Below are 22,987 nucleotides of genomic sequence, written 5' to 3' on the forward strand. Positions count from 1 at the left end.
ATTCGACGAAATCGCAGAGAGACTTCATGCCCAAGGCGACGTTCAAGACGATCGACTCCACCGACATGGCTGGCAAGCGCGTGCTGGTGCGCGTCGACCTCAACGTGCCGATGAAGAATGGCAAGGTCACCGATGCCACGCGCATCGAACGCGCCGCACCCACGATCGCCGAACTGGCCGCCAAGGGCGCCAAGGTGATCGTGCTTAGCCACTTCGGTCGGCCCGACGGCAAGCGGGTGCCGGAGATGTCCTTGCGCCCGCTGGTAGAGCCGCTGGAGAAGGTCCTCGGCAAGCCGGTCGGATTCGCCGAGGATTGCATCGGGCCGCTGGCCGAGGATGCCGTGCGCAACATGAAAGCCGGCGACGTGCTGCTGCTGGAGAATCTCCGCTTCCATAAGGAAGAGGAGAAGAACGACGCAGCCTTCATCGACAAGCTCTCGTTGCTCGGCGACGTCTATGTGAACGACGCTTTCTCGGCAGCCCATCGTGCGCATGCCTCGACCGAAGGCCTCGCCAACCGGCTGCCCGCCGTCGCCGGGCGCCTGATGCAAGGCGAACTCGAAGCGCTCGACAAGGCGCTGGGCAACCCCAAGCGACCGGTTTGCGCCATCGTCGGCGGCGCCAAGGTCTCGACCAAGCTCGACCTGCTGGGCAACCTCGTGGGCAAGGTCGACAAGCTGATCATTGGCGGCGGCATGGCCAACACTTTCCTGCATGCGCAGGGGATCAAGATCGGCAAGTCGCTGGCGGAGAAGGACCTCGCCCCCACCGCGCTCGAGATCCTGGAAAAGGCCAAGGCCGCCAAGTGCCAGGTGCTGCTGCCGGTCGATGTCGTGGTTGCCGCCGAATTCAAGGCAGGCGCCGCGAACGCGACCGTCGAGGCCGATGCCTGTCCCGACGACCAGATGATCCTCGACGTCGGACCGAAGTCGATCGAACTCTACCGGCAGGAACTCGCGGCCTGCGCGACCGTGGTGTGGAACGGCCCGCTCGGCGCCTTCGAGATGAAGCCCTTCGACACCGGCACCGTTGAATTGGCGCAGGAAGTGGCGCGGCTGACGACAGCGGGCAAGCTGCTCTCGGTGGCAGGCGGCGGCGACACGGTCGCGGCACTGGCGGCAGCGGGCGTGGAGGAGAAGTTCTCCTACGTCTCGACCGCAGGTGGCGCGTTCCTCGAATGGATGGAAGGCAAGACCCTGCCCGGCGTTGCAGCCCTGATACGGGCGGCGTAGGACTGGGCGCCATGAGCGCGCCCCCTTCCTCAGAACGCCCCCTGCCCGACCGTCCCCGGCTGCCGTGGGATCCCCCCGAGCATTTCGAGAAGCGCATTCCCGACGGCGATAATCGCGAGCGGCTGGTCTGCGGCCGCTGCGAGTTCATCCATTACCAGAACCCCAAGATCGTCGCGGGCGCCGTCTGTACCTGGGGCGAAGGCGCAAACGAGAAGATCCTCCTCGCCAAACGTGCCATCGAGCCACGCAAGGGCTTCTGGACTCTGCCTGCCGGCTACATGGAGCTGGGCGAGACGACGGAGCAGGCGGCGCAACGCGAAGCCAAGGAAGAGGCCTGCGCCACCATCGAGATCGACCGGCTGCTCGCCATGTACAGCGTGGCGCGCATCGGCCAGGTACAGATCATGTACCGCGCGAGACTCGTCAGCGCCGACGTGGCGCCGGGCATCGAGAGCGAGGAAGTGGCGCTGGTCGACTGGGCCGACATTCCCTGGGACCAGCTTGCCTTCCCGACCGTGGTCTGGGCGCTGGCCCATTTCCACGAGTCGCGCGACAAGGCCGACTTCGCGACCTATTCCAATCCCACCGGCGACCTCGCCCGCATGTGGCCGCCGCGCAAACCGAACGGCGTCTAAGTAGAAGCCTCAGCTTCCGCGTACGAAGGGATTGTCGTCGCCATCCCAGTAGCGCTTGAGCAGCGGGATCTGAAAGAAGGCGAAAGCGAGCGTGAGCGGGAAGCTCAGGAACATCTTGCTGGCAATCCAGGTATCGGTCGGGAAGTTGCGCCACATCACTTCGTTGACCGCGGCCAGCACGAAGAAGAACACCGTCCAGCGCAGGGTGAGCTGATACCAACCTTCGTTGGTGAGCTTGAAGGCGGCCCCGAACAGCGGCTTCAGCAGCGGCTTCTTGAACAACAGCAGGCCGCCGCCCAGGATGACGCCGAACAGGCAGTTCACGATGGTGGGCTTCAGCTTGATGAAGGTGTCGTCCTGCAGCCAGATGGTGAGGCCACCGAACACCAGCACGAAGAAGCCGCCGACCAGCGGCATGATCGGCCAGCGCTTTTCGAGCATGCGGTAGCAGGGCAGAGCGATCGCCGTCGCCACGATGAAGACGCCGGTGCCCCAGTAGATGCCCCAGCGGCTGTTGGCGACGAAGAACAGGATCAGCGGCCCCAGTTCCAGCGCCGTGGCGAAGAGCTTGCGCGCGCCGCCCTCTTCGCTTGTCCGCTCGTTGCTCATGCAAGCTGCCTCATGCCTGTTGCTTCATGCCGGCAGTCCCATCAACCCGCGGGCAAACGCCCGCGCCTCGAACGGCCGCAGATCGTCGATGCCCTCGCCGACGCCGATGGCGACGACCGGCAGCTTGAACTTCTCGGCCAGCGCTACCAGCACGCCGCCCTTGGCGCTGCCGTCGAGCTTGGTCAGCACCAGCGCATCGATCGGCGACATGGTCTTGAAGGTCTCAACCTGAGCGTGGGCATTCTGGCCGGTGGTGGCATCAAGCACCAGCAGGCAGGAATGCGGAGCATCGGGATCGAGCTTGCGGATCACGCGCACGATCTTGGCGAGCTCTTCCATCAGGTTGGTCTTGTTGTGCAGGCGGCCAGCCGTATCGATCAGCAGCACATCCGTCTTCTCGGCGCGCGCGCGCTCCAGCGCCTCGTAAGCGAGCCCGGCAGCATCTGCGCCGGTACCCTTGGACACCACAGGCACGCCGGCGCGATCGCCCCAGACCTTGAGCTGTTCGACTGCGGCGGCACGGAACGTGTCGCCTGCCGCCAGCATCACCGAGCGACCCTCGCCCCTATAGAGATTGGCGAGCTTGGCGATGGTCGTGGTCTTGCCACTGCCGTTCACGCCGACCACCAGCACGACGTGCGGCTTGCGTGCGGCGTCAATGGCCAGCGGCACCGCAACCGGCTGCAGGATCTCGGCGATATCGTCGGCAAAGGCGCCGCGCACTTCCTCGTCGGTGACTTCCTTGCCGAAGCGCTCCTTGCCGAGCTTCTCGACCAGCCGCGCGGCGACCGTGACGCCGAGATCGGCCTGGATCAGCGCATCCTCGAGTTCGTTCAGCGTCTCCTGATCGAGCTTCTTCTTGGTGAAGAGGCCGGTGATGCTCTCGGTGACGCGCTTGGTCGACTTGGCGAGGCCGTCGCGCAGACGCGACAGCCAGCCCTTCTTCTCGACCTCGGGCTTCTCGACCTCGGGTTCTTTCTCGGCCACCGCTTCGACAGGGGCCGTCTCGGGCTGCGGCGCCGTCCGCACCACCGGCTCGCTCGGCGACAGAGCGACCTGTGTCTCGGGCTCGGCCGCGACGGCCGGCTCTACCGGTTCGGTTTTCTCGACCTCAGGCTCGGCCGGCTTGGGCGTCTCGACGGCCGGGGTCCCCCGGGAGCGAAACCGCGCAAACCAACCCTTCTTCTCGGGTTCCGTCTCGCTCATCGCGGCACCTCAGGAAAGCAGCGAACGGTCGAGTTCGCCCCGGTAAGCGAGCGCGATGCCGCCGGTCATCGACACATGATCGTCGCGCATCCACTCGATGGTGAGCGTGCCGTGCTCGACGACGACATCGACCTTGCGGCCGGTGAGCCCGCGCCGCGCCGCGGCCACGCCGGCCGCACACGCGCCCGACCCGCAGGCGAGCGTCAGACCCGCGCCGCGTTCCCAGACGCTGAGCTTCACCTTGTTCTCACCGATGACCTGGGCCACGCCGACGTTCACGCGCTCGGGAAAGAACGGATCGTGCTCTAGCTTCGGCCCCAGCTCGGTGATCGGGATCGCGGCCAGGTCATCGACGAAGAAGGTCGCGTGCGGATTGCCCACGTTGGTGCCGACCGGCTCCTGCAGCGGACCGATGCCGACCGGCATGCGGTTGGTATCGCAGGCCTTGGCGACCGGGATCTCGCGCCAGTCCATGCGCACCAGTCCCATGTCGACGGAAATCACCGGCAAGCCGTTGGCGCCGCGGCCGACCTTCTGCGATTCGAGCAGGCCCGCGATCGTCTGGATGGTCGCTTCCTCGGCCTTGAGCTCGTCCATGACCACCGAGGCAACGCAGCGCGTGGCGTTGCCGCAGGCCTGAGCCTCCGTGCCGTCGGGATTGTAGATGCGCATGAACACGTCGGCCTCGCCCTCGGTCGGCGGCTCCAGCACGATCAGCTGGTCGCAGCCCACCCCCAGGCGGCGATCGGCGATGGCGCGCCGGCGCGGCGGCGAGAGATCGAGCTTGCTGATCCGCGCATCGAGCACGACAAAATCGTTGCCCAGCCCGTGCATCTTGAGAAAAGGCGTTCCGGCCATGCGGCGCTATATGGCGGTTCGGCCGGGCCAGCGCAACGAGCGCGGCCGGACTTGGCCGGCGTGCGGCCCGCCGATTTCGCGCACATCGAGCGTCGCCAGCCGCTTCGTATAGATCGTGAGATGCAGGATGCCCAATGCCTCGTAGGGCATGGCCGGCTCGACAAACAGGCTTCGGTCAGCGTCCCAAGCCGGCGTGGCGTGGTGGACGGGCCAGTTGCAGCGGCTGGGCAACGGCTCGTGGCGGAAGCCCTTGTCGTAGACCAGCACGTTGAGCGCGAGTTGGTCGGTGAGATCGGTCGAACGCTGCAGCGCCGCGCCATAGACCTCCGCCCACCCCGCCCAATGCGGTGCATCGGCGGCAAGCGCAAAGACGCCGGCATTGATCATGGGATAGCGGATCAGCCGCTCCGCCGTCTCCTTGTCGAAGCAAGCCTCATAGGCTGCACCGCAGACCGCGGAGAACTCGCCCCAGGCATGGTGATAGTGGCGCATCGAGCGATGGATCTCGGGCGCGACGGCCAGCGCACCAGTGCGGGCCGCGGCTAGAAACAGCGTGATCGCATCGCCCTGCTGCACCCAGCAATCGGCATCGATCCAGAAATAGAGATCGAAGCCCGGGAAGTAGCGCGGCAGGAAGGGCCGCGCCGTCAACGCTTTGTAACCGTCCTTCAACGCGGCGCGGCCGGGGAAATCGAAATCCCATTGCGGCACGACCAGTTCGGCACCTTGCTCTTGGCACCAGATGCGCTGCTCTTCGGTGAGACCACAATCGAGCACACCCAGCGCGAGCGCGCGACCCTCCGGCGTCATCCGCAGCGAGGCAATGCAGTCGCGCATAAAATCGAAATAGGCGGCGTCGCCGCCCGTCAGGGCAATCGCTCTTTCGCTCACCGGAGGGACCTTGGCCGAACAGGGCTTTGCTGTCGCCTGCCAATCCGCCACAGTCGCGACGCCGCTGAAACGATGGTGAGGAAACGATGGCCAAGCATGTCGATTATTATGTCTCGCTGAACTCACCCTGGACTTATCTCGGTGCCAAGCGCTTCGAAGACATGACCAAGAAGCACGGTGCGGAAATCACCATCTGGCCGGTCGATTTCGGTTCGGTGTTCGCCGTCTCCGGCGGCCTGCCGCTGCCCAAGCGCGCGCCGCAGCGTCAGGCCTATCGCATGATGGAGCTGAAGCGCTGGCGCGATCATCTCGGCGTGAAGACTACGCTGGAACCGAAATTCTTTCCGGCCAACGAAGTCCCGGCCGCCAAGTGCGTGATCGCGCTGCGCGAGCAGGGCCGCATGGCCGATGCCATCAAGCTGGCGCACGCCGTGCTGACGGGCTTGTGGGCTGAGGAGAAGAACACCGGCGATCCTGCGACGCTGAAGGAGATCATCTCCGGCTGCGGCCTCGATGCAGACGCCGTCGTCGCAGCGAGCGAAGCCCCGGCGCTCGCCGACAAGCGCGAAGCCTATACCAAGCACGCCATCGCCCAGGGCGTGTTTGGTGCGCCGTCTTTCGTGATCGATGGCGAAATCTTCTGGGGCCAGGACCGTCTCGACTTCGTCGACCGGAAGCTGGCGTCGTAGGCCCTCGTCGTCGGACCTAGCCGCCGGCGAGATACGCCGCCCCGATCACGGCGAGACCGTTGTTGATCACGTGCGCCACCAGGCTCGGCAACAGCGAGTTGGTGCGCCAGCGCAGCCAGCCGAACCAGAAACCCAGGGGAAGAACGAGGATGATGTGGGCGGGTTCGGCATGGGCGGCGGCAAAGGCCAGCGAACTCACGAGGAAAGCCGGCAGTGGCCCCCACCGTCCGGCGACCCAGCCGTAGAGCAGGCCGCGAAAAACCAGCTCCTCGACCACCGGCGCCAGCAACGCCAGGATCAGGAGTGTGGGGATCAGCACTGCCGGATCCCGCACGGCGTCGGTAACTTGCCGGACGCCTTCGGGCTGGACGCCCGTCTGGCTGACGGCGAAAGACAGGATCGTGGTGCCGACCACCCCCAGCACGACCGGCCGCCAGCCGAAGCGGCGCAGGCCCAGAGCCTGGGTACCGGCCGCGAGCCCCAGCGGCGACACCGAAATCAGGACCGCCACCAGCCCCGCCCCGAAGAAGGCCGTCAGCAACGGCATCATGGAACGATCAGGCAACAGCCAGATCGCCGACCCGCCAATCAGGCCTCCAGCCGCCAGGAAAGTCAGGATCGACCGCCCCGGGACCGGGCATAAATCCTTCTGAAACAACGAGTTAGAAGAGTCGGCCAAGTGTTTTGACTCCTTCCGCGGCAGGCCTTATACCCCGGCCGCTCAATCGGTCGTGCCGATTTACAAGGTTCCCCCCTCAGGGGGAGCTCCGCTGATCCGCGAAGGTTCGCGCATCGGCGCGATACGTCTTTGAGCGAACAGGAGCGCGATGTTCGAGGGTCTGAGTAAGCGTCTGGGCGATGTTTTCGACCGGCTGCGGGGGCGTGGAGCGCTCACCGAGGCCGACGTCGATGCGGCCCTGCGCGAGGTCCGCACCGCCCTGCTCGAAGCCGACGTGGCCCTGCCCGTCGTGCGCCAGTTCATCGACGAAGTCCGGCCCAAGGCGATCGGCGCCGACGTGATCCGCTCGGTCACGCCCGGCCAGATGGTGATCAAGATCGTCAACGATCACCTGGTCGAGATGCTGGGCGGTACCGTCTCCGACCTCGATCTCGGCGCCGTGCCACCGGTCGTGATCCTGATGGTCGGCCTGCAGGGTTCGGGCAAGACCACCTCCTCCGCCAAGATCGCCTACCGTCTGAGCCAGGGCCCGCAAGGCATGGCGGCCGAGATGTTCACCGGCACCTTCGCCACGCGGCGCAAGGTCATGATGGCCTCGCTCGACACGCGCCGCCCGGCCGCGCAGCAGCAGCTCAAGATCCTGGGCGAGCAGACCGGCGTGCCGACGCTGCCGATCGTGCCGCTCGAAATGCCGCTCGCCATCACGCGGCGCGCGCTCGAGACCGCCAAGCGCGAAGGCTTCGACGTCCTGATCCTCGACACCGCGGGCCGGCTCTCGATCGACGAAGAGCTGATGAAGGAGGTCGCCGACATCAGCGCCCTCTCCCAGCCCAAGGAGACGCTGCTCGTCGCCGACGCCATGACCGGCCAGGACGCCGTGAACGTCGCCAAGGCCTTCAACGAGCGACTCGCCGTGACCGGCATCGTGCTGACCCGCGTCGACGGCGACGCCCGCGGCGGTGCGGCGCTCTCGATGCGCGCCGTCACCGGCCGCCCGGTCAAGCTGATCGGCGTCGGCGAAAAGTTCGACGCGCTGGAGCCGTTCCATCCCGACCGTATCGCCAGCCGTATCCTCGGCATGGGCGACATCGTCTCGCTGGTCGAACGCGCCGCCGAGACGATCGACAAGGAAGACGCCGAGAAGCTCGCGGCCAAGGTCCGCAAGGGTCAGTTCGATATGGACGACCTGCTGAACCAGCTCCGCCAGTTGCGCAAGATGGGTGGCCTGTCGGGACTGATGGGGATGCTGCCGGGCGCCATGCAGGCCAAGGCCGCCATGTCCAAGGCCAAGATCGACGAAGGCCAGCTCAAGCGCCAGGAAGCGATCATCCTGTCGATGACGCCCAAGGAACGTCGCAACCCCGACGTCATCCACGCCTCGCGCAAGAAGCGCATCGCCAAAGGCTCGGGCGTGCAGGTGCAGGAAGTCAACAAGCTGCTCAAGCAGCACGCCGACATGCTGAAGATGATGAAGCGCGTCAACAAGCTCGGCGACAAGGGATTCATGCGCAGCCTCGGAGGCATGGGAGTGCCGCCGGGATTCCCGCGCTGAAGGTTCAGTGAACGCAACGTATCCGACGAATCGAAAGACAAAGAGAGGACTTGAAGAATGCTAGCAATCCGCATGACCCGGCACGGCACCAAGAAGCGGCCCTACTTCCACATCGTCGTGGCCGACTCGCGCAGCCCGCGCGATGGCCGCTTCATCGAGAAGGTCGGGACCTACAATCCGCTGCTGCCGCGCGAGCATGAGCAGCGCATCACGCTCGTCACCGAGCGGATCGCCCATTGGCTGAAGGTCGGCGCGCAGCCGTCCGACCGCGTCGCGAAGTTCCTGTCGCAGGCCGAGCTGATGGCGCCGCGCGAGCGTCGCGAGCAGACCAAGAAGAACCAGCCCCGCGCCAAGGCGCAGGAGCGCATGAAGGCTGAAGCCGCTGCTGCCGCAGCGCCGGCAGCCGAGGGTGAAGCCGCAGCGAGCTGATGAGCGCGTGCTCCGATGAGTGAGGGGCGCGTCCTGCTGGGCGTGGTCGCGGCGCCACACGGTGTACGCGGCCTGGTGCGCATCAGGAGCTTCACCGAGGACCCGATGGCCATCGCCTCCTACGGCGAGCTGTCGGACGAGACGGGGAAGAAGTGGTACCGGGTCGAGGCTCTCAGCGCCGTCAAAGGCGCGGTGCTCGCCCGGATCGAGGGCGTAGCCGATCGAACGGCGGCCGAGGCAGTGCGGGGTTTGCGGCTCTATGTGGAGCGCGAGCGGCTGCCGGCGACGGGCGAGCGGGAGTGGTACGAGGCGGACCTAATCGGTCTCGCCGCGATCGGCCGGGATGGCCGGGATTGGGGGAAGGTCATGGCCTTCCACGATTTCGGCGCCGGGCTGACGATGGAAGTGTCGGGAGGCAGCGCATCGAGGCAATCGGTGATGCTGCCCTTCACCGACGAGGCGGTGCCCGAGATCGACGTCCCGGGCGGCAAGATTGTGGTCGATCCACCGACAGGGGTCCTGCCGGGCGGGTCAGCGAAGGAGGCGTAAGGCAACGTGTGGCGCGCAACGGCGCTGACGCTCTTTCCGGAGATGTTCCCGGGGCCATTGGGCGAGAGCCTGGCCGGACGGGCGCTGAAGGAAGGCGTATGGTCGCTGCAGGCGGTCGACATCAGGCGGTTCGCCAAGGATCGCCACGGCACGGTCGACGATGCGCCCTTCGGGGGCGGCGCCGGCATGGTGATGAAACCGGACGTGCTGTCGGCGGCGATCGAGGCGGTCGCCGAGCCGGGAGTGCCGAAGATCCTGCTTTCGCCGCGAGGCGCGCCATTCAGTCAGGCGCGCGGGCGGAAGCTGGCCGCGGGGCCGGGCGTGTTGATGGTGTGCGGGCGGTTCGAGGGCGTGGACGAGCGCGTCATCGAGGCCCATGCGCTGGAGGAGATTTCGGTCGGTGATTTCGTGCTTTCGGGCGGCGAGATCGCGGCCATGACGGTGATGGATTGCTGCGTACGGCTGCTGCCCGGGGTGATGGGCGAACCGGCGTCGGCAAGCGAGGAGAGTTTCGAGGACGGATTGTTGGAGTACCCGCACTACACCCGGCCCGCGACCTGGGCGGGCCCCGATGGAACCGAACGGCGTGTGCCGGAGGTTCTGGTCTCGGGGCACCACGGCAAGGTCGCCGACTGGCGGATGAAGCAGCGGGAAGAGATTACGCGGCGGCGCCGGCCCGATCTTTGGGCAGCGCGCCGGACCGCGTCGGGAAACGAAGAGAAGTGACGAAAGGATGGATGCGATGAACATTCTCGATACGCTGGGCCAGGCCCAGATGGACAAGGTGGTCGCCGAGCGGCCGGTGCCGCGCTTCGAGCCGGGCGACACCCTCAAGGTGCACGTCAAGGTGCAGGAAGGTAACCGCGAGCGCATTCAGGTCTACGAAGGCCTGTGCATCGGCCGCAAGAACGACGGGATCAACTCCTCGTTCACCGTGCGCAAGATCAGCTTCGGCGAAGGCGTGGAGCGTGTGTTCCCGCTCTACAGCCCGGGCATCTGGGAAATCGAAGTCGTCCGCAAGGGCATCGTGCGCCGCGCCAAGCTCTACTACCTGCGCGACCTGCGTGGTAAGGCGAGCCGCATCGCCGAGGACGTCGAGGCCCAGCGCGAGCTGATCGCCGTTCAGGCCGAGGAGCAGGCGAAGCGTCCGCGTCGCGAGCGCCTCAAGAAGGAAAAGCCGAAGGCCGAGGGCAACGTTCGCGCCGCCAAGGGCGGCGGCAAGAAGTAGGTGCGCCATGGCGTTCCGCAAGAAGGCGGCTACGCCGCCCGCTGAACCTCCGAAGCCGCGTACGCTCTTCGAGAAGATCTGGGATGCCCACGTCGTCCATCGTCAGGACGACGGCACCTGCGTGATCTACATCGACCGTCACCTCGTGCACGAGGTGACCAGCCCGCAGGCCTTCGAGGGCCTGCGCATGGCCGGCCGTCCCGTCCGCCGGCCCGACGCCACCATCGCCGTGGCCGATCACAACACGCCGACCACCGACTTCAGCCAGGGTATTGAAGACGAGGAGTCGCGCATCCAGGTCGAGACGCTCGAAAAGAACACGACCGAGTTCCACGTCCCCTACTTCGGACTGAACGACCCGCGCCGCGGCATCGTGCACGTGATCGGCCCCGAGCAGGGCCTGACCCTGCCCGGCATGACGATCGTGTGCGGCGACAGCCACACCTCGACGCACGGCGCCTTCGGTGCGCTGGCCTTCGGCATCGGCACCTCCGAGGTCGAGCATGTGCTGGCGACGCAGACGCTGATCCAGAAGCCCGCCAAGAATATGCGCGTGGCGGTCGAGGGCAGCCTGCCGCTGGGCGTTACGCCAAAGGACGTGATCCTCGCCATCATCGGCAAGCTCGGCACCGCCGGCGGTACCGGCTACGTGATCGAATATGCCGGCCGCGCCATCCGCGAGATGACGATGGAAGGCCGCATGACGGTCTGCAACATGTCGATCGAGGCAGGCGCGCGCGCCGGCCTGATCGCACCGGACGAGACCACCTTCAAGTATCTCACCGGCCGGCCCTATACGCCCAAGGGCGGAGCGTGGGATCTGGCGCTCAGCCAGTGGCGTCGCCTGCCGAGCGACAAGGCTGCGCACTTCGATACGCAGCTCGACCTCAACGGCTCGGACATTCCGCCGATGGTGACCTGGGGCACCAGCCCGCAGGATGCGCTGCCGATCACCGACGTGGTGCCGGATCCGGCCAATGCGCCGGACGAGAACCGCCGCGAGGCCTGGGCGCGCTCGCTCGCCTACATGGGCCTGACGCCCGGCATGAAGCTGGTCGACGTGCCGATCGATCGCGTTTTCATCGGCTCGTGCACCAACGGTCGCATCGAAGATCTGCGCGCCGCGGCGGAAATCGCCAAGGGCCGCAAGGTCGCGTCGAGCGTTTCGGCGATGATCGTCCCGGGCTCGGGTCTGGTGAAGGCCGAAGCCGAGAAGGAAGGTCTCGACAAGATCTTCATCGAAGCCGGCTTCGAGTGGCGCCTGCAGGGCTGCTCGATGTGCCTCGCCATGAACGCCGATCGCCTCGAACCCGGCCAGCGTTGCGCCTCGACCTCGAACCGCAACTTCGAAGGCCGCCAGGGCCGCGGTGGCCGCACGCATCTGGTGAGCCCGGCGATGGCTGTCGCTGCCGCGATCCGCGGCACGCTCGCCGACGTGAGAGACTTCCAGTAAGTCGTTTCACGCAGCGAGGTAATTTCGCGGGCGGTGCAGTGATGCACCGCCCGTTTTCTTTGTACACGGGCAGTGCTTCACGCCTTGTGGTAGAATTGTGTCGCAAAAATCGAGGGAGACTGCCAATGGCCAGCGTTCCTGAGTCAGGTTCTGCCGCACCGCCGCCGCCCGTTTGGAATGCCCAACCCGCGGGGCAAAGCCAGGTCGCCTATGGCGGCTTCTGGATCCGTCTCGTGGCATACATCATCGATGCCATCGTGCTCAGCGTCGTCGTGGGCGTCATCGCCTCGATCATGGGCTTCAATATTTTCGACCCGGAAAGTGCCGCGAGCTTCGATCCGACCTTGAACCTGGTTTCGGTGGTCATCGGCTGGCTCTATTTCGCCCTCATGGAGAGTTCCGAACGCGGCGCAACGCTCGGCAAGATGGCGCTCGGCCTGCGGGTGGTCTCCAACAGCGGTCAGCGCCTCAGCTTCCTGAACGCCACCGGCCGCTACTTCGCCAAGATCCTTTCAGCCATCATCCTGTGCATCGGCTTCATCATGATCGCCTTCACCGATCGCAAGCGGGGCCTGCACGACATGATCGCCGGGACCCTGGTCGTCAAATACCCCTAAGCGTAAGCGCGATTTCTGGAAGGTCGATATGGCAAGCGTTCCAAGTACGGGCCCTGCGGCGCCACCACCGCCAGTCTGGGATGCCCGGCCGGTCGACCAGCACGTCCACTATGCGGGGTTCTGGATCAGAACCGTCGCCGCCCTCATCGACGGCATCATCCTGGGCGTCATCGCCCAGGTCGTCGGCTATTTCATCGTCGAGCCCAAAGCGTTACCGGCGCCGCCCAGCGCCCAGGACGCCCAGGCGCTCTACAACTACATCCAGGCAGCCGTGCAGGCGGCCGCCCCCGTTCAGCAGATCATCTTCTCGGCTGCTCTCTGCTGGGTCTATTTCGCCTTCCAGGAAGCCTCGGCAGCCCAGGCGACCCTCGGAAAGCGGGCGCTAGGCCTTCGTGTTTCGACAGTCGATGGCGGGCGCCTCGACCTCGCCAAGGCTACCTTGCGCACCTGGCCGATCTATCTTCCGAGCGCTGCCCTGCTTCTCGGCACCGGCGTGGCCTGGCTGGTCTATCTCGTTGCCCTCATTGCCTGCGTGGCAGTCGCCTTCTCGAGCCGCAAACAGGGCATCCATGACCGGATGGCCGGGGCGATCGTTACCCGCCTCTAGGCTGCCGGACCTCCGTCAGACGCGACCCGCGGGCGCTTGACCCAAGGGGTGAAAGGCCGTTAATTCCGGCCATTCGCGAGGGAAACCCATGGAAAAGTTCACGACGCTGCGCGGCGTGGCAGCGCCGCTGCCGATGGTCAATGTCGACACCGACATGATCATTCCCAAGCAGTTCCTGAAAACCATCAAGCGCACCGGCCTGAAGGACGGGCTGTTCTACGAAATGCGCTGGACGGCCGACGGCCAGAAGAAGGACTTCGTCCTCGATCAGCCGGCCTATCAGAACGCCAAGATCCTCGTGTCCGGTCCCAACTTCGGCTGCGGCTCGAGCCGCGAGCACGCGCCCTGGGCGCTGCTCGACTTCGGCATCCGCTGCATCATCTCCGAAGATTTCGCCGACATCTTCTATAACAACTGCTTCAAGAACGGCATTCTGCCGATCAAGGTCTCCAAGGAGATCATCGCCAAGCTGATGGACGATGCGAGCCGTGGCTCCAACGCCGTCATCGAGGTCGACCTCGAGAAGCAGGAAATCAAGGGTCCCGACGGCGGCACCGTCCACTTCGATATCGATCCCTTCCGCAAGAAGTGCCTGATGGAAGGGCTCGACGATATCGGGCTGACGATGGAGAAGAAGTCGGAGATCGACGAATTCGAGCGCCGTCAGAGCGAAACCCAGCCCTGGCTGCACGGCGCCGCCTGAGGCGGCGGCCCACCTTCCGACCACGACGAAAAGAGAAGCAAGACAATGGCGTCAAATCGCAATCTGCTCGTGCTGCCCGGTGACGGCATCGGCCCCGAAGTGATGAACGAAGTCCGCAAGATCATCGCGTGGATGGGCAAGAAGCGCGCGGTGGGTTTCGACATCACGGAAGACCTGGTCGGTGGCGCCGCCCTCGACAAGCACGGCGTGCCGCTTTCCGACGACGCCATGAAGACCGCCCTCGAAGCCGACGCCGTGCTGTTCGGTTCTGTCGGCGGGCCGAAGTGGGACAATGTCGAATTCGACAAGAAGCCCGAACGCGGCCTGCTGCGCCTGCGCAAGGAGATGGACCTCTTCGCCAACCTGCGCCCGGCCAAGGTGTTCGACGCGCTGGTCGACGCCAGCTCGCTGAAGCCCGAGATCGTCAAGGGTCTCGACATCATGATCATCCGCGAGCTGACGGGTGGCGTCTATTTCGGCGAACCGCGAGGGCGCACGAAGCTCGCCAACGGCGACTTCGAGGCCTTCGACACGCAGCGCTACAATTCGAGCGAGATCCGCCGTGTCTGCGCCGTCGCCTTCGAGCTGGCGCGCAAGCGTAGCAACAAGGTCTGCTCCTCGGAGAAGGCCAACGTCATGCACACCGGCGTGCTGTGGCGCGAAGAAGCGACCAAGCTGCACAAGGAGAAGTACGCCGACGTGCAGTTGAGCCACATGTATGCCGACGCGCTCGCCATGCAGCTCCTGCGTTCGCCCAGCCAGTTCGACGTGATTGTGACCGACAATCTGTTCGGCGACATCCTGTCGGACGAAGCCTCGATGCTGACCGGCTCGCTGGGCCTCCTGCCCTCCGCTTCGCTCGGCGCCGCCGATGCGACCGGCCGGCGCAAGGCGATGTACGAGCCGATCCACGGCAGCGCCCCCGACATCGCCGGCAAGGGCCTGGCCAATCCGATCGCGCAGGCGCTCTCCTACGCCATGATGCTGCGATACTCCTTCGACCTCGACAAGGATGCAGACCTCGTCGAGAAGGCGATCGAGAACGTGCTGGCCGCAGGCTACCGCACCGGCGATCTGCTCGTGGGCAAGACCGACGGCGTGAAGAAGGTCGGCACCCAGGAAATGGGCGACGCCATCATCAAGGAACTCGACCGGCTGGCTTAAGAGTCAGCGGCCGGCGTCGATCGCCTGATCGATCGACGCTGCAAACACACTCATACTCTTCGGTGCGATGTCGCCGATGGCACGCATCTCGAAGCCGCCATGTCGCCAGCGAGCGATGGCAAAGCCGTCGCCCTCACTGACCTCCGGTGCTGCATCGCCCGACATCGTGGTCGGCCACAGCGACAATGCGATGCGATGCTGGTTGCGGCGATAGACCAGCACGGCGATCCGGCGGCGATCCAGCATCTCTACGCGCCCGCCCAGCAACGGAAAGCCAGCTGACGTGAGGTCATAGACCGGTGGCGCGTAGTCGATGCGCCCGGCGAACCACGGCTTGACCGTATGACTGTCCGACGAGGCGACATCGACCGGGCGATCGCCCAGACCGATGCGAAGGTAGCCTGCGATCAGCTCGTCGGTCTCGCGGCTACCCTCCTGGCCCACGAAACGGCCGCCCAGCCATCCCGCCCCGACCGCCAGCAGAAGGCTCGCCGCCAGCGCCGTGCGGCGCGGCCACACTCGCGGCGCCGGTGTGTCAACGCGTAGCTCGCGCTCGATCCGCGCGCGCAGCAGATCCGGTGTTCGCGCCGTCGGCAATTCGCGGATCTGCACCCGCAGGCTCCGAAGATGCACGAGCTTTGCCTTGCACTCGGGACAGGCGTCGAGGGCCGCCTCGAAGTGAACGCTCTCGCCGGCCGGCAATTCGCCGTCGAGATAGGGCTCGACCATCGCCTCGCAGGTCGGGCAATCCATGGTCACTCCTTTCCCAGCCGGCCGCCGAGTTCGACGGCCAGCTTCTCGCGCGCCCGCGACAGGCGCGACATGATCGTGCCGATCGGCAGATCGAGGATCGCCGCGATGTGCTTGTAGGAAAGCTCCTCGATCTCGCGCAGCACCAACACCTCGCGTGACTCCTCGGGCAGAGCCGCCAGCGCCGCCGCGATCTGGCGCCGCCGATCTACGGCCAGCGCGGTTTGCTCGGGATCGGGACCGCCATCGACGATGCTCTCGACTTCATCGAGCGGCACCCTTTCGCCGCTACGGAGCATCCGCATGTCGCTCCAGGTGTTGCGCACGATGCGCAGCAGCCAGGGCCGCGCCTCCTCGCCACGGAAAGCATGGAAGTAGCGTAGCGCTCGCAGCATCGCTTCCTGTGCCACGTCCTGCGCCTCGACCGGATCGCGCGTCAGCCAGCGCGCAAAACCGTAAGCCGCATCGAGATGCGGCAGCATGACGATGCGGAACCGCTCCAGGGCTTTGCCGTCCGGTTTCGGCGCCTCCGACATGCGACCCATAGGACATCAATACCGGCGGACCGTCGATTTTATTCCCGCGGGAATAGCGGCCTTCTCCGCCCGGTAGGTCGGGTATGGCCCCTTCACTGATCCAGCCGGGCCAGGAGGTCCTCTCATGCTGCCGCAAGACCGTCGCGAATTCCTGAAACTTTCCGGCATGGCCGGCGTCGCCTTTGCCTCGGCGTTGTTCCCCGGACAGCCAACATCCGCGCAAGCCGCCGACTTTCACTTCATCCAGTTCTCCGACACCCATTGGGGCTACAAGGGCCCGGCCAATCCCGATGCCGAGCACACGCTCGAGAAGGCCGTCGCCACGGTGAACGCGCTGCCGAACCAGCCCGACTTCATCGTCTTCACTGGCGACCTCACCCACACGACCGACGATGCCGCTGAGCGGCGCGCCCGGATGAGGCGGTTCCGCGAAATCGTCTCCGCACTCCGGGTCAAGGACGTGCGCTTTATGCCGGGCGAGCACGATGCGGCGCTCGACAAGGGCGAGGCGTACAAGGAGTTCTTCGGCGCTCCCTACTACACGTTCGACCACAAGGGCGTGCACTTCATCGCCCTCGACAATGTCTCGGACCCGGCCGCGAAGCTGGGCGACGAACAACTCACCTGGCTGGCCGCCGATCTGAAACAGCGCAATGCCGAGGATCGCATCGTCGTGCTGACACATCGTCCGCTGTTCGACCTGATGCCGTCGTGGGACTGGACGACGGCCGATGGGGCCAAAGCGATCGAACTGCTGATGCCCTACAGGAATGTCGTCGTGTTCTACGGCCACATCCACCAGGAGCATCATCAGAACACCGGCCACATTGCCCATCATGCAGCGAAGTCGCTGATCTTCGCGCTGCCGGCGCCCGGCTCACAGCCCAAGCGTGCACCGTTGCAATACGATGCCGCGAGCCCCGGCCAGGGATTGGGCGTACGCGATGTCGCAATGGCGCCGACGGCAAAGCTCACCGAGATCGGCGTCGCCGGAGCTTAAGTCCGTGCAGCGTCGTGTGTTCCTGCTGGCCGCGGCGGTGACGGCGGCCAGCGCGGCAAAGCTCGTCCAGGCGGGAACGAACGAAACTCCTATCTCGGCCAAGAAGTTCGAGTTCCACCCTGCCGAGGTGCACTTGAAGCTCGGGCAGCCTGCGATCCTCGTGCTTACTTCAGAGGACCGCATTCATGGTTTCAAGGTGCCCGACCTTGGTCTGCGTGCCGAGATTGTGCCCGGTCAGGAGACGAGACTCGCTCTAACCCCGGACAAGGCCGGCCGAATCGTCTTCCTCTGTGATGTCTTCTGTGGTGACGGTCACGAGGAGATGGAAGGGATACTCATCGTCGAGGCGTAGCGCGGGTTCCAACCCTACTTCAGGAGCGATCCCAGCACGCCGCGCAGCACGGCGCCGCCGACGCTGGCACCGATGGTCGCCGCCTTGCCCTTGCCGAACACTGCTTTTGCCGCTTCGCGCGCCACCACCGTCGTGACACTGCGGCCGGCGGCCTTGGCGATCGTAACGCCGACCGAATCGCGCGGCCGGCCGACCGGCGCGCGCGGTTTCGGCGTCGGCGCTGGAGCTTCCGTCCGGGCTTTCTTCAAGCGCGGCTCGGGGCGTGAGGCAGGTCCCGACTCTGCCGGCGGAGCGGCGGGTGGCGGTGCTGGTGGCGGAGTCTGGGAACGCGGCCCCCAGGGACCCGAAGAGGCCGGCACAGTGGGCGGCACCGACCCATACTGACCACGCCGCTTCAGCGCCTCGCCACTCGCCGGGGCGGCCGGCGCCTCGGCTGGAGCCGCCTGTGTGCCGGCGGCGACCCGGCCGGTCAGCACCTCGTAGGCCGAGGCGCGATCGACGGGCTTGTCGTATTTGCCGGCGAGCGGACTAGCCGCGATCACCGCCGCGCGTTCGGCATCCGTGGCCGGTCCGATACGACCGCGCGGCGGAGCAACAAAGCAGCGCTCCACCGGCGTCGGCACACCCTTGGCATCGAGGAAGGAAACCAACGCCTCGCCGACACCCAGCTCGGTAATGGTCTGCGCCGCGTTGAACTTCTTGTTGGGCCGGAAGGTCTCCGCCGCCACCTTCACCGCTTTCTGGTCTTTGGGTGTGAAGGCGCGCAGCGCATGCTGCACCCGGTTGCCGAGCTGGCCCAGGACCGACTCCGGAATATCGAGCGGGTTCTGGGTGATGAAGTAGACACCCACGCCCTTGGAGCGGATCAGGCGCACCACCTGCTCGATGCGATTGAGCAGCGCCTTGGGCGCATCGTCGAACAGCAGGTGCGCTTCATCGAAGAAGAAGACGAACTTCGGCTTGTCGAGGTCGCCGACCTCGGGAAGCGTTTCGAACAATTCCGACAGGAGCCACAACAGGAAGGTGGCGTAGAGGCGCGGGCTCTGCATCAGCCGGTCCGCCGCCAGCACATTGATCGCGCCAAAACCTGACGGATCGCAGCGCATCATGTCAGACAACACCAGCGCCGGTTCGCCGAAGAAACCATTGCCGCCCTGCTGATCGAGGATCAGGAGCTGGCGTTGAATGGTGCCGACCGTCTGCTTGCTCACATTGCCGAATTCGGTGGTGAGGCTGCCGGCATTCTCGGCGACCCACTGCAGCATCGCCTGAAGGTCCTTGAAGTCGAGCAGCAGCAGGCCTTGCTCATCGGCCACCTTGAAGACGATGTTGAGGACGCCCTCCTGCGTGTCGTTGAGCTGCAGCAGGCGCGCCATCAGTACGGGGCCGACCTCGCTCACCGTCGTACGGATGGGATGACCCTTCTCCCCGAACAGGTCCCAGAAAATCGTCGGGAAGGCGTGGCCGGCATAGCCGTCGATCTTGAGCTGCTGGGCGCGCTCCACGGCTTTGGGATTGTTGCCGCCCGCCTGGGACACGCCAGACAGGTCGCCTTTTACGTCGGCCATGAAGACGGGCACGCCAAACGCGGAAAAGCCTTCGGCAATGGTCTGCAAAGTCACCGTCTTGCCGGTGCCCGTGGCGCCCGCAATCAGGCCGTGCCGGTTGGCGTACTTCAGCAGGAGATATTGATCGGCATCGCTTTCGCCCACGAAGATCGCCGCATTGTCGCTCATGCCGTCTCCCTCGCTTACTGGCTCGACTTTAGCTAAACAGCGCGCTCCATTGTAGGTTAGTCCGCATGTCCCTTCCCCGTCTCGCCCTGGCCGTCATCGGTGATGAAATCGGCCCCTCGCTCGATGAAATGATCTCTTTCTGCCGGGAGCACGAGGTTCGCCGCCTCGATATGCGCACGGTGGGTGGCCGCAACCTGCTGAGCATGTCTCTCGACGAGGCGAGCGGCATCGCGCGCACCATCGAGAAGGCGGGGTTGCAGGTGCCGACCTTCGTTTCGCCGCTGCTCAAATGGCCGGCCGAAGGCAAAGGCACAGAGGGTGGCGGCAAGGTTGACTTCGCCTTCGATCCATCGGATTGCCCGGCCGAAGATCCGCTGGTTCATGCCTTCGATCTCGCGATCATGCTGGGCGCTAGCCGCATCCGGGTGTTCAGCCATCTGCGCTATCCGGGCTACCGGCCGCAGGACCTGTTCGGCCGCTACGAACGGCTGATCGACCTGGCCATGACCTACTCCGTCACCGTCGAGATCGAGAACGAGCCGGTGTGCAACATCGCCACCGTGACGGATCTCGCCGAGCTGTTCGAGACCATGACCGAAGCCATGGCGCCCAATCCCCTGCCCTCGACCTTGCGTCCCCTGATAGATATCGGCAACGCTTGGGTGGCGGGCAAACCACCGAGCGATGCCGAGATCGCAGCGCTCGCGCCGCGGACTGACCTCATCCATCTCAAGGACCGGGACTCGACGGCCAAGCGCACCGTGCCGCTGGGCGACGGCGACATTCCCTGGGCTCGCGAACTCGAACGCCTCCTTGCCGCTGCAGCAACAGGCTCTGTCCGAGAGATCGTCGCCAGCATCGAGACGCATTGCCCGCAGGATGGTCGCAACGCCACCGCCCGCTCGGTCGCGGGCCTGCGCCGAATCGCGAGCGAGATCGGCGTCGAAGTCGTCTAAGCCGGCGTGACGATGAAGCCGGCGCGCGGAAAGTGGACGACGATGTCGCCCACCCGCTCGTCGTTGCGGCTGATCGAAATGTGATCAGGCGTCAGGCCCACCAGCGTTCCCGTCACCGGCACCTTGCCGGTATCGTCCGGCGTGATGCTGATCTTCTGACCGGCCTTCAATCCACTGGGATCGGCAGCGTCGACGCTACACGCTGCGGGCTTTGCGGCCTTGGCAACCGCTAACGCATCGGCCGCGCTCATCTCCGTCGGGTTGCCGCTGCCGATTGCTTTCATCCGCTCCGACCAGGCCGTGAGGCGCGGCAGACGGTCGAGCGGCGGCACGGCCTTGCCACCGCCCAGCCGTTCTTTGATGAACCATACCGGATTGTAGAGGGCGCAATCCGCCAGGCTCGGAGCTGCTCCCAACAGATAGGCGCGGCCGTCGCCCAGCATCTCCTCGGCCAGCACGAGCTGGGCATAGGTCTGCTGCGCGGCGATCGGTGCTGCAGCCTTGAGCTTCGCGGGCTCGAACGAGCGGCCGGAGAACTCGCTGCGATCCTTGTGGAACGCTTCCGGCAGTTTATCGCCGATCGCACCCATGACGATGCCGACCGCGGCCCAGAAGATGTTGCGGTCGATCCACATGGCGAGTGCCCGAGCCTCGCCTTCCTTGCCGGGCGGCAGCAACGGCGGCGTGGGTGCGTGCTTCTCGATCTCCAGCATGATGAGCTGGGTATCGCAGTAGATATCGGCGCCGATTTGCATGACCGGTGTCTTGCGATAGCCGCCCGTGAGCGGCATCAGGTCCGGCTTCGGCATGATGTTGGGGATGGTGACTGACTTCCAGCCCAGCTTCTTGAGGCCGAAGGCGATCCGCACCTTCTCCGAGAAGGGCGAGGTCGGATAGTGGTGCAGGATCAGGTCGGTCATGTCGTCTCCCTAGGAGCGCAGCGCCTTGATGCTGGCGGCGTACTTGTCAGGACCATCGCCGAAAACCGCGGTGCCGGCCACCAGCACGTCGGCGCCGGCCTTGATGCAGCGCTTCGCCGTCTCGACGTTGACCCCGCCATCGACTTCGAGGTCGATCGGCTTGCCCAACGCGTCGATTGCCTTGCGCAGGGCAGCGATCTTGGCGAGTTGGCTTTCGATGAAAGCCTGACCGCCGAAGCCCGGATTGACGCTCATCACCAGCACGAGGTCCAGATCGCCCAACACATGCTCGATGGCAGACAGCGGCGTCGCCGGATTGAGGACGGCGCCCGCCTTCTTGCCCAGGCTCTTGATGAGCTGGATCGTACGATGGATGTGCGGCCCTGCCTCGGGGTGGAAGGAGATCACGTCGGCGCCGGCGTCGGCGAAGGCCGGCACCAGCGGATCGACCGGCGAGATCATGAGATGCACGTCGAAGGGCTGCTTGCTGTGCTTGCGCAGCGCCTTCACCACCATCGGCCCGATCGTGAGGTTGGGCACGAAGTGGCCGTCCATCACGTCGACATGGATCCAGTCGGCGCCCGCGGCGGTGATCGCCTCGATCTCGCGACCCAGGGCGGCGAAGTCGGCGGAGAGGATCGACGGGGCGATGCGGACAGGCTGTTGCGGCATTGAGGCCTCGAAGTCGCGCTCAGGTGCCGGGACGCGTCGGTGCGTCCCAGCCCTTGCGGCGGAAGGGGTTCGTCGGGAAGGTGCCGAGCAGCTTCAGCTCCTCGGAGAAGAAGCCCAGCTCCTCGAGCGCAAGATGCACGCTGCGCTGCTCCGGATGGCCTTCGACCTCGGCATAGAACTGCGCCTGTTCGAAACGCGCGCCGGAGAGATAGCTCTCGAGCTTCACGATGTTGACGCCGTTGGTCGCAAAACCGCCCAGCGCTTTGTAGAGCGCCGCCGGCCGGCTCTTCACGCGGAAGAGGAACGCCGTCATGCACTGCACGGTACGCCAGTCGAGCGTGGCCTGATCGCGCGAGAAGACCAGCATGCGCGTGGTGTTGTGGTCGGCATCCTCGATGTTCTTCGCCAGCACCTTCAGGTCGTAGATCCTGGCGGCCAGCGACGAGGCGATCGCGCCGACCTTGGGATCGCCGATCTCGGCGATCTCACGCGCCGCGCCTGCCGTATCGGCATGGACCAGCGGCTGGAAGCGGTGCTTCTTCAGGAAGTTGCGGCACTGGGCCAGCGCCTGGACGTGGCTCTTCACGGTCTTGATCGACTTCAGTGAGGCGCCCGGCAGCGCCACCAGGCAGTGCTCGACCCGCTGGAAGTGCTCGGCCACGATCTTGAGCTTGGTGTGCGGCAGCAGGCTGTGCAGGTCGGCGACGCGGCCGGCGATCGAATTCTCGACCGGGATGATGGCCAACTCCGCCTTGCCGGCCTGGACCGCGCCCATGGCCGTATCGAAGGTCGGGCAGGGCAGCGTGGTCATGTAAGGAAAGGCCGCGCGGCAGGCCATGTCCGAGTTGGCGCCGGGTTCGCCCTGGAAGGCGATGATGTTGCTGGCGGCGGCTTTGCCGCCCCTGGTCTTGGCTGCCGTCTTGGCTGTCTGCCGGGCCATATGTCGGAATTCTCCCCGCGTTCT

The 22,987-nt window shown here is 65.6% G+C and carries 27 protein-coding genes; 16 read left to right on the plus strand and 11 right to left on the minus strand.

The window, feature by feature from the left end; translation table 11 throughout:
• The first annotated feature begins 26 nt into the window (after positions 1-26).
• Positions 27-1,232, plus strand: coding sequence for a phosphoglycerate kinase (gene pgk / locus EPO50_RS28275; RefSeq protein WP_296349870.1), 1,206 nt, complete (start codon positions 27-29; stop codon positions 1,230-1,232).
• Between the two features lie 11 nt (positions 1,233-1,243).
• Entirely contained in the window at positions 1,244-1,867 is a 624-nt protein-coding gene (locus EPO50_RS28280; RefSeq protein ID WP_296349872.1) for an NUDIX hydrolase, read from the plus strand.
• Positions 1,868-1,876: 9 nt separating this feature from the next.
• Here the strand turns inward: EPO50_RS28280 and EPO50_RS28285 are convergent, their stop codons facing one another.
• The 4 genes from EPO50_RS28285 to EPO50_RS28300 are packed head-to-tail and all read right to left on the minus strand — an operon-like array spanning position 1,877 to position 5,431.
• Complete coding sequence (locus EPO50_RS28285) at positions 1,877-2,476, minus strand: septation protein A (protein WP_296349874.1); 600 nt, start codon at positions 2,474-2,476, stop codon at positions 1,877-1,879.
• A gap of 24 nt (positions 2,477-2,500) precedes the next feature.
• Complete coding sequence (gene ftsY, locus EPO50_RS28290; RefSeq protein WP_296349877.1) at positions 2,501-3,682, minus strand: signal recognition particle-docking protein FtsY; 1,182 nt, start codon at positions 3,680-3,682, stop codon at positions 2,501-2,503.
• Between the two features lie 9 nt (positions 3,683-3,691).
• A complete protein-coding gene (gene dapF, locus EPO50_RS28295; RefSeq protein WP_296349879.1) occupies positions 3,692-4,540 on the minus strand; it encodes a diaminopimelate epimerase in 849 nt (282 codons plus the stop codon).
• Between the two features lie 6 nt (positions 4,541-4,546).
• On the minus strand, positions 4,547-5,431 hold the full coding sequence (locus EPO50_RS28300; protein WP_296349881.1) for a hypothetical protein: 885 nt from the start codon (positions 5,429-5,431) through the stop codon (positions 4,547-4,549).
• 86 nt (positions 5,432-5,517) lie between these two features.
• Here EPO50_RS28300 and EPO50_RS28305 point away from each other — a divergent pair, with 86 nt between their 5' ends.
• Positions 5,518-6,120: a 2-hydroxychromene-2-carboxylate isomerase gene (locus EPO50_RS28305; protein WP_296349883.1), complete on the plus strand. Its 603-nt coding sequence runs from the start codon at positions 5,518-5,520 to the stop codon at positions 6,118-6,120.
• 16 nt (positions 6,121-6,136) lie between these two features.
• Here EPO50_RS28305 and EPO50_RS28310 read toward each other — a convergent pair whose 3' ends face one another.
• On the minus strand, positions 6,137-6,799 hold the full coding sequence (locus tag EPO50_RS28310; protein ID WP_296349886.1) for a CPBP family intramembrane glutamic endopeptidase: 663 nt from the start codon (positions 6,797-6,799) through the stop codon (positions 6,137-6,139).
• A 148-nt stretch (positions 6,800-6,947) separates the two neighbouring features.
• Between EPO50_RS28310 and ffh the strand changes: the two genes are divergently transcribed.
• The 10 genes from ffh (at position 6,948) to leuB (ending at position 15,101) form a co-directional block, all read left to right on the plus strand.
• Positions 6,948-8,351 carry a signal recognition particle protein gene (ffh, locus tag EPO50_RS28315; RefSeq protein WP_296349888.1) on the plus strand — a complete coding sequence of 468 codons (1,404 nt, stop codon included), beginning with the start codon at positions 6,948-6,950 and terminating at the stop codon, positions 8,349-8,351.
• 72 nt (positions 8,352-8,423) lie between these two features.
• Complete coding sequence (gene rpsP, locus EPO50_RS28320; RefSeq protein WP_296349890.1) at positions 8,424-8,780, plus strand: 30S ribosomal protein S16; 357 nt, start codon at positions 8,424-8,426, stop codon at positions 8,778-8,780.
• Positions 8,781-8,795: 15 nt separating this feature from the next.
• Positions 8,796-9,329, plus strand: a complete 534-nt coding sequence (gene rimM, locus EPO50_RS28325) for a ribosome maturation factor RimM (protein WP_296349891.1) — start codon at positions 8,796-8,798, stop codon at positions 9,327-9,329.
• A gap of 6 nt (positions 9,330-9,335) precedes the next feature.
• Positions 9,336-10,055: a tRNA (guanosine(37)-N1)-methyltransferase TrmD gene (gene trmD, locus EPO50_RS28330; protein ID WP_296349893.1), complete on the plus strand. Its 720-nt coding sequence runs from the start codon at positions 9,336-9,338 to the stop codon at positions 10,053-10,055.
• A gap of 16 nt (positions 10,056-10,071) precedes the next feature.
• The gene (rplS, locus tag EPO50_RS28335) at positions 10,072-10,557 is read left to right on the plus strand and encodes a 50S ribosomal protein L19 (RefSeq protein WP_296349895.1); all 486 of its coding nucleotides are present in this window, start codon (positions 10,072-10,074) and stop codon (positions 10,555-10,557) included.
• 7 nt (positions 10,558-10,564) lie between these two features.
• The gene (gene leuC / locus EPO50_RS28340) at positions 10,565-12,010 is read left to right on the plus strand and encodes a 3-isopropylmalate dehydratase large subunit (protein WP_296349897.1); all 1,446 of its coding nucleotides are present in this window, start codon (positions 10,565-10,567) and stop codon (positions 12,008-12,010) included.
• Positions 12,011-12,135: 125 nt separating this feature from the next.
• A complete protein-coding gene (locus tag EPO50_RS28345) occupies positions 12,136-12,627 on the plus strand; it encodes an RDD family protein (RefSeq protein ID WP_296349899.1) in 492 nt (163 codons plus the stop codon).
• A gap of 28 nt (positions 12,628-12,655) precedes the next feature.
• Entirely contained in the window at positions 12,656-13,234 is a 579-nt protein-coding gene (locus EPO50_RS28350) for an RDD family protein (protein ID WP_296349901.1), read from the plus strand.
• An 88-nt stretch (positions 13,235-13,322) separates the two neighbouring features.
• Positions 13,323-13,937, plus strand: coding sequence for a 3-isopropylmalate dehydratase small subunit (leuD, locus tag EPO50_RS28355; protein WP_296349903.1), 615 nt, complete (start codon positions 13,323-13,325; stop codon positions 13,935-13,937).
• Between the two features lie 45 nt (positions 13,938-13,982).
• Positions 13,983-15,101, plus strand: coding sequence for a 3-isopropylmalate dehydrogenase (gene leuB, locus EPO50_RS28360; protein ID WP_296349905.1), 1,119 nt, complete (start codon positions 13,983-13,985; stop codon positions 15,099-15,101).
• A 3-nt stretch (positions 15,102-15,104) separates the two neighbouring features.
• Here the strand turns inward: leuB and EPO50_RS28365 are convergent, their stop codons facing one another.
• Positions 15,105-15,854 (minus strand): anti-sigma factor, encoded by a 750-nt coding sequence (locus tag EPO50_RS28365; protein WP_296349906.1) that lies wholly within the window; start codon positions 15,852-15,854, stop codon positions 15,105-15,107.
• A gap of 2 nt (positions 15,855-15,856) precedes the next feature.
• Positions 15,857-16,396, minus strand: a complete 540-nt coding sequence (locus tag EPO50_RS28370) for a sigma-70 family RNA polymerase sigma factor (protein ID WP_296349910.1) — start codon at positions 16,394-16,396, stop codon at positions 15,857-15,859.
• A gap of 115 nt (positions 16,397-16,511) precedes the next feature.
• Here EPO50_RS28370 and EPO50_RS28375 point away from each other — a divergent pair, with 115 nt between their 5' ends.
• Positions 16,512-17,387, plus strand: a complete 876-nt coding sequence (locus EPO50_RS28375; RefSeq protein WP_296349912.1) for a metallophosphoesterase — start codon at positions 16,512-16,514, stop codon at positions 17,385-17,387.
• 4 nt (positions 17,388-17,391) lie between these two features.
• Complete coding sequence (locus tag EPO50_RS28380) at positions 17,392-17,739, plus strand: cupredoxin domain-containing protein (RefSeq protein ID WP_296349915.1); 348 nt, start codon at positions 17,392-17,394, stop codon at positions 17,737-17,739.
• 14 nt (positions 17,740-17,753) lie between these two features.
• On the opposite strand, the gene EPO50_RS28385 is transcribed toward EPO50_RS28380, so the two are convergent.
• Positions 17,754-19,475, minus strand: a complete 1,722-nt coding sequence (locus EPO50_RS28385; protein WP_296349917.1) for a helicase HerA-like domain-containing protein — start codon at positions 19,473-19,475, stop codon at positions 17,754-17,756.
• A gap of 65 nt (positions 19,476-19,540) precedes the next feature.
• Between EPO50_RS28385 and EPO50_RS28390 the strand changes: the two genes are divergently transcribed.
• Positions 19,541-20,431: a TIM barrel protein gene (locus EPO50_RS28390; RefSeq protein ID WP_296349920.1), complete on the plus strand. Its 891-nt coding sequence runs from the start codon at positions 19,541-19,543 to the stop codon at positions 20,429-20,431.
• Here the strand turns inward: EPO50_RS28390 and EPO50_RS28395 are convergent.
• From EPO50_RS28395 to EPO50_RS28405, 3 genes are read right to left on the minus strand one after another with little or no spacing between them, the layout of a single operon-like run.
• Positions 20,428-21,351 (minus strand): glutathione S-transferase family protein, encoded by a 924-nt coding sequence (locus EPO50_RS28395; RefSeq protein ID WP_296349922.1) that lies wholly within the window; start codon positions 21,349-21,351, stop codon positions 20,428-20,430. The genes EPO50_RS28390 and EPO50_RS28395 overlap by 4 nt on opposite strands.
• 9 nt (positions 21,352-21,360) lie before the next feature.
• A complete protein-coding gene (rpe, locus tag EPO50_RS28400; RefSeq protein WP_296349924.1) occupies positions 21,361-22,023 on the minus strand; it encodes a ribulose-phosphate 3-epimerase in 663 nt (220 codons plus the stop codon).
• Positions 22,024-22,042: 19 nt separating this feature from the next.
• Entirely contained in the window at positions 22,043-22,963 is a 921-nt protein-coding gene (locus tag EPO50_RS28405; RefSeq protein WP_296349926.1) for a prephenate dehydratase, read from the minus strand.
• Positions 22,964-22,987 lie beyond the last annotated feature (24 nt).

The sequence above is a fragment of the Reyranella sp. genome, assembly GCF_004297405.1.
In the GTDB taxonomy this organism is placed as follows: Bacteria; Pseudomonadota; Alphaproteobacteria; order Reyranellales; family Reyranellaceae; genus Reyranella.

Coding starts and splice junctions, on each gene's coding strand:
- pgk (WP_296349870.1), top strand. CDS start 27: ATGCCCAAGGCGACGTTCAAGACGATCGACTCCACCGACATGGCTGGC.
- EPO50_RS28280 (WP_296349872.1), top strand. CDS start 1,244: ATGAGCGCGCCCCCTTCCTCAGAACGCCCCCTGCCCGACCGTCCCCGG.
- EPO50_RS28285 (WP_296349874.1), bottom strand. CDS start 2,476: ATGAGCAACGAGCGGACAAGCGAAGAGGGCGGCGCGCGCAAGCTCTTC.
- ftsY (WP_296349877.1), bottom strand. CDS start 3,682: ATGAGCGAGACGGAACCCGAGAAGAAGGGTTGGTTTGCGCGGTTTCGC.
- dapF (WP_296349879.1), bottom strand. CDS start 4,540: ATGGCCGGAACGCCTTTTCTCAAGATGCACGGGCTGGGCAACGATTTT.
- EPO50_RS28305 (WP_296349883.1), top strand. CDS start 5,518: ATGGCCAAGCATGTCGATTATTATGTCTCGCTGAACTCACCCTGGACT.
- ffh (WP_296349888.1), top strand. CDS start 6,948: ATGTTCGAGGGTCTGAGTAAGCGTCTGGGCGATGTTTTCGACCGGCTG.
- rpsP (WP_296349890.1), top strand. CDS start 8,424: ATGACCCGGCACGGCACCAAGAAGCGGCCCTACTTCCACATCGTCGTG.
- rimM (WP_296349891.1), top strand. CDS start 8,796: ATGAGTGAGGGGCGCGTCCTGCTGGGCGTGGTCGCGGCGCCACACGGT.
- rplS (WP_296349895.1), top strand. CDS start 10,072: ATGAACATTCTCGATACGCTGGGCCAGGCCCAGATGGACAAGGTGGTC.
- leuC (WP_296349897.1), top strand. CDS start 10,565: ATGGCGTTCCGCAAGAAGGCGGCTACGCCGCCCGCTGAACCTCCGAAG.
- EPO50_RS28345 (WP_296349899.1), top strand. CDS start 12,136: ATGGCCAGCGTTCCTGAGTCAGGTTCTGCCGCACCGCCGCCGCCCGTT.
- EPO50_RS28350 (WP_296349901.1), top strand. CDS start 12,656: ATGGCAAGCGTTCCAAGTACGGGCCCTGCGGCGCCACCACCGCCAGTC.
- leuD (WP_296349903.1), top strand. CDS start 13,323: ATGGAAAAGTTCACGACGCTGCGCGGCGTGGCAGCGCCGCTGCCGATG.
- leuB (WP_296349905.1), top strand. CDS start 13,983: ATGGCGTCAAATCGCAATCTGCTCGTGCTGCCCGGTGACGGCATCGGC.
- EPO50_RS28365 (WP_296349906.1), bottom strand. CDS start 15,854: ATGGATTGCCCGACCTGCGAGGCGATGGTCGAGCCCTATCTCGACGGC.
- EPO50_RS28370 (WP_296349910.1), bottom strand. CDS start 16,396: ATGGGTCGCATGTCGGAGGCGCCGAAACCGGACGGCAAAGCCCTGGAG.
- EPO50_RS28375 (WP_296349912.1), top strand. CDS start 16,512: ATGCTGCCGCAAGACCGTCGCGAATTCCTGAAACTTTCCGGCATGGCC.
- EPO50_RS28385 (WP_296349917.1), bottom strand. CDS start 19,475: ATGAGCGACAATGCGGCGATCTTCGTGGGCGAAAGCGATGCCGATCAA.
- EPO50_RS28390 (WP_296349920.1), top strand. CDS start 19,541: ATGTCCCTTCCCCGTCTCGCCCTGGCCGTCATCGGTGATGAAATCGGC.
- EPO50_RS28395 (WP_296349922.1), bottom strand. CDS start 21,351: ATGACCGACCTGATCCTGCACCACTATCCGACCTCGCCCTTCTCGGAG.
- rpe (WP_296349924.1), bottom strand. CDS start 22,023: ATGCCGCAACAGCCTGTCCGCATCGCCCCGTCGATCCTCTCCGCCGAC.
- EPO50_RS28405 (WP_296349926.1), bottom strand. CDS start 22,963: ATGGCCCGGCAGACAGCCAAGACGGCAGCCAAGACCAGGGGCGGCAAA.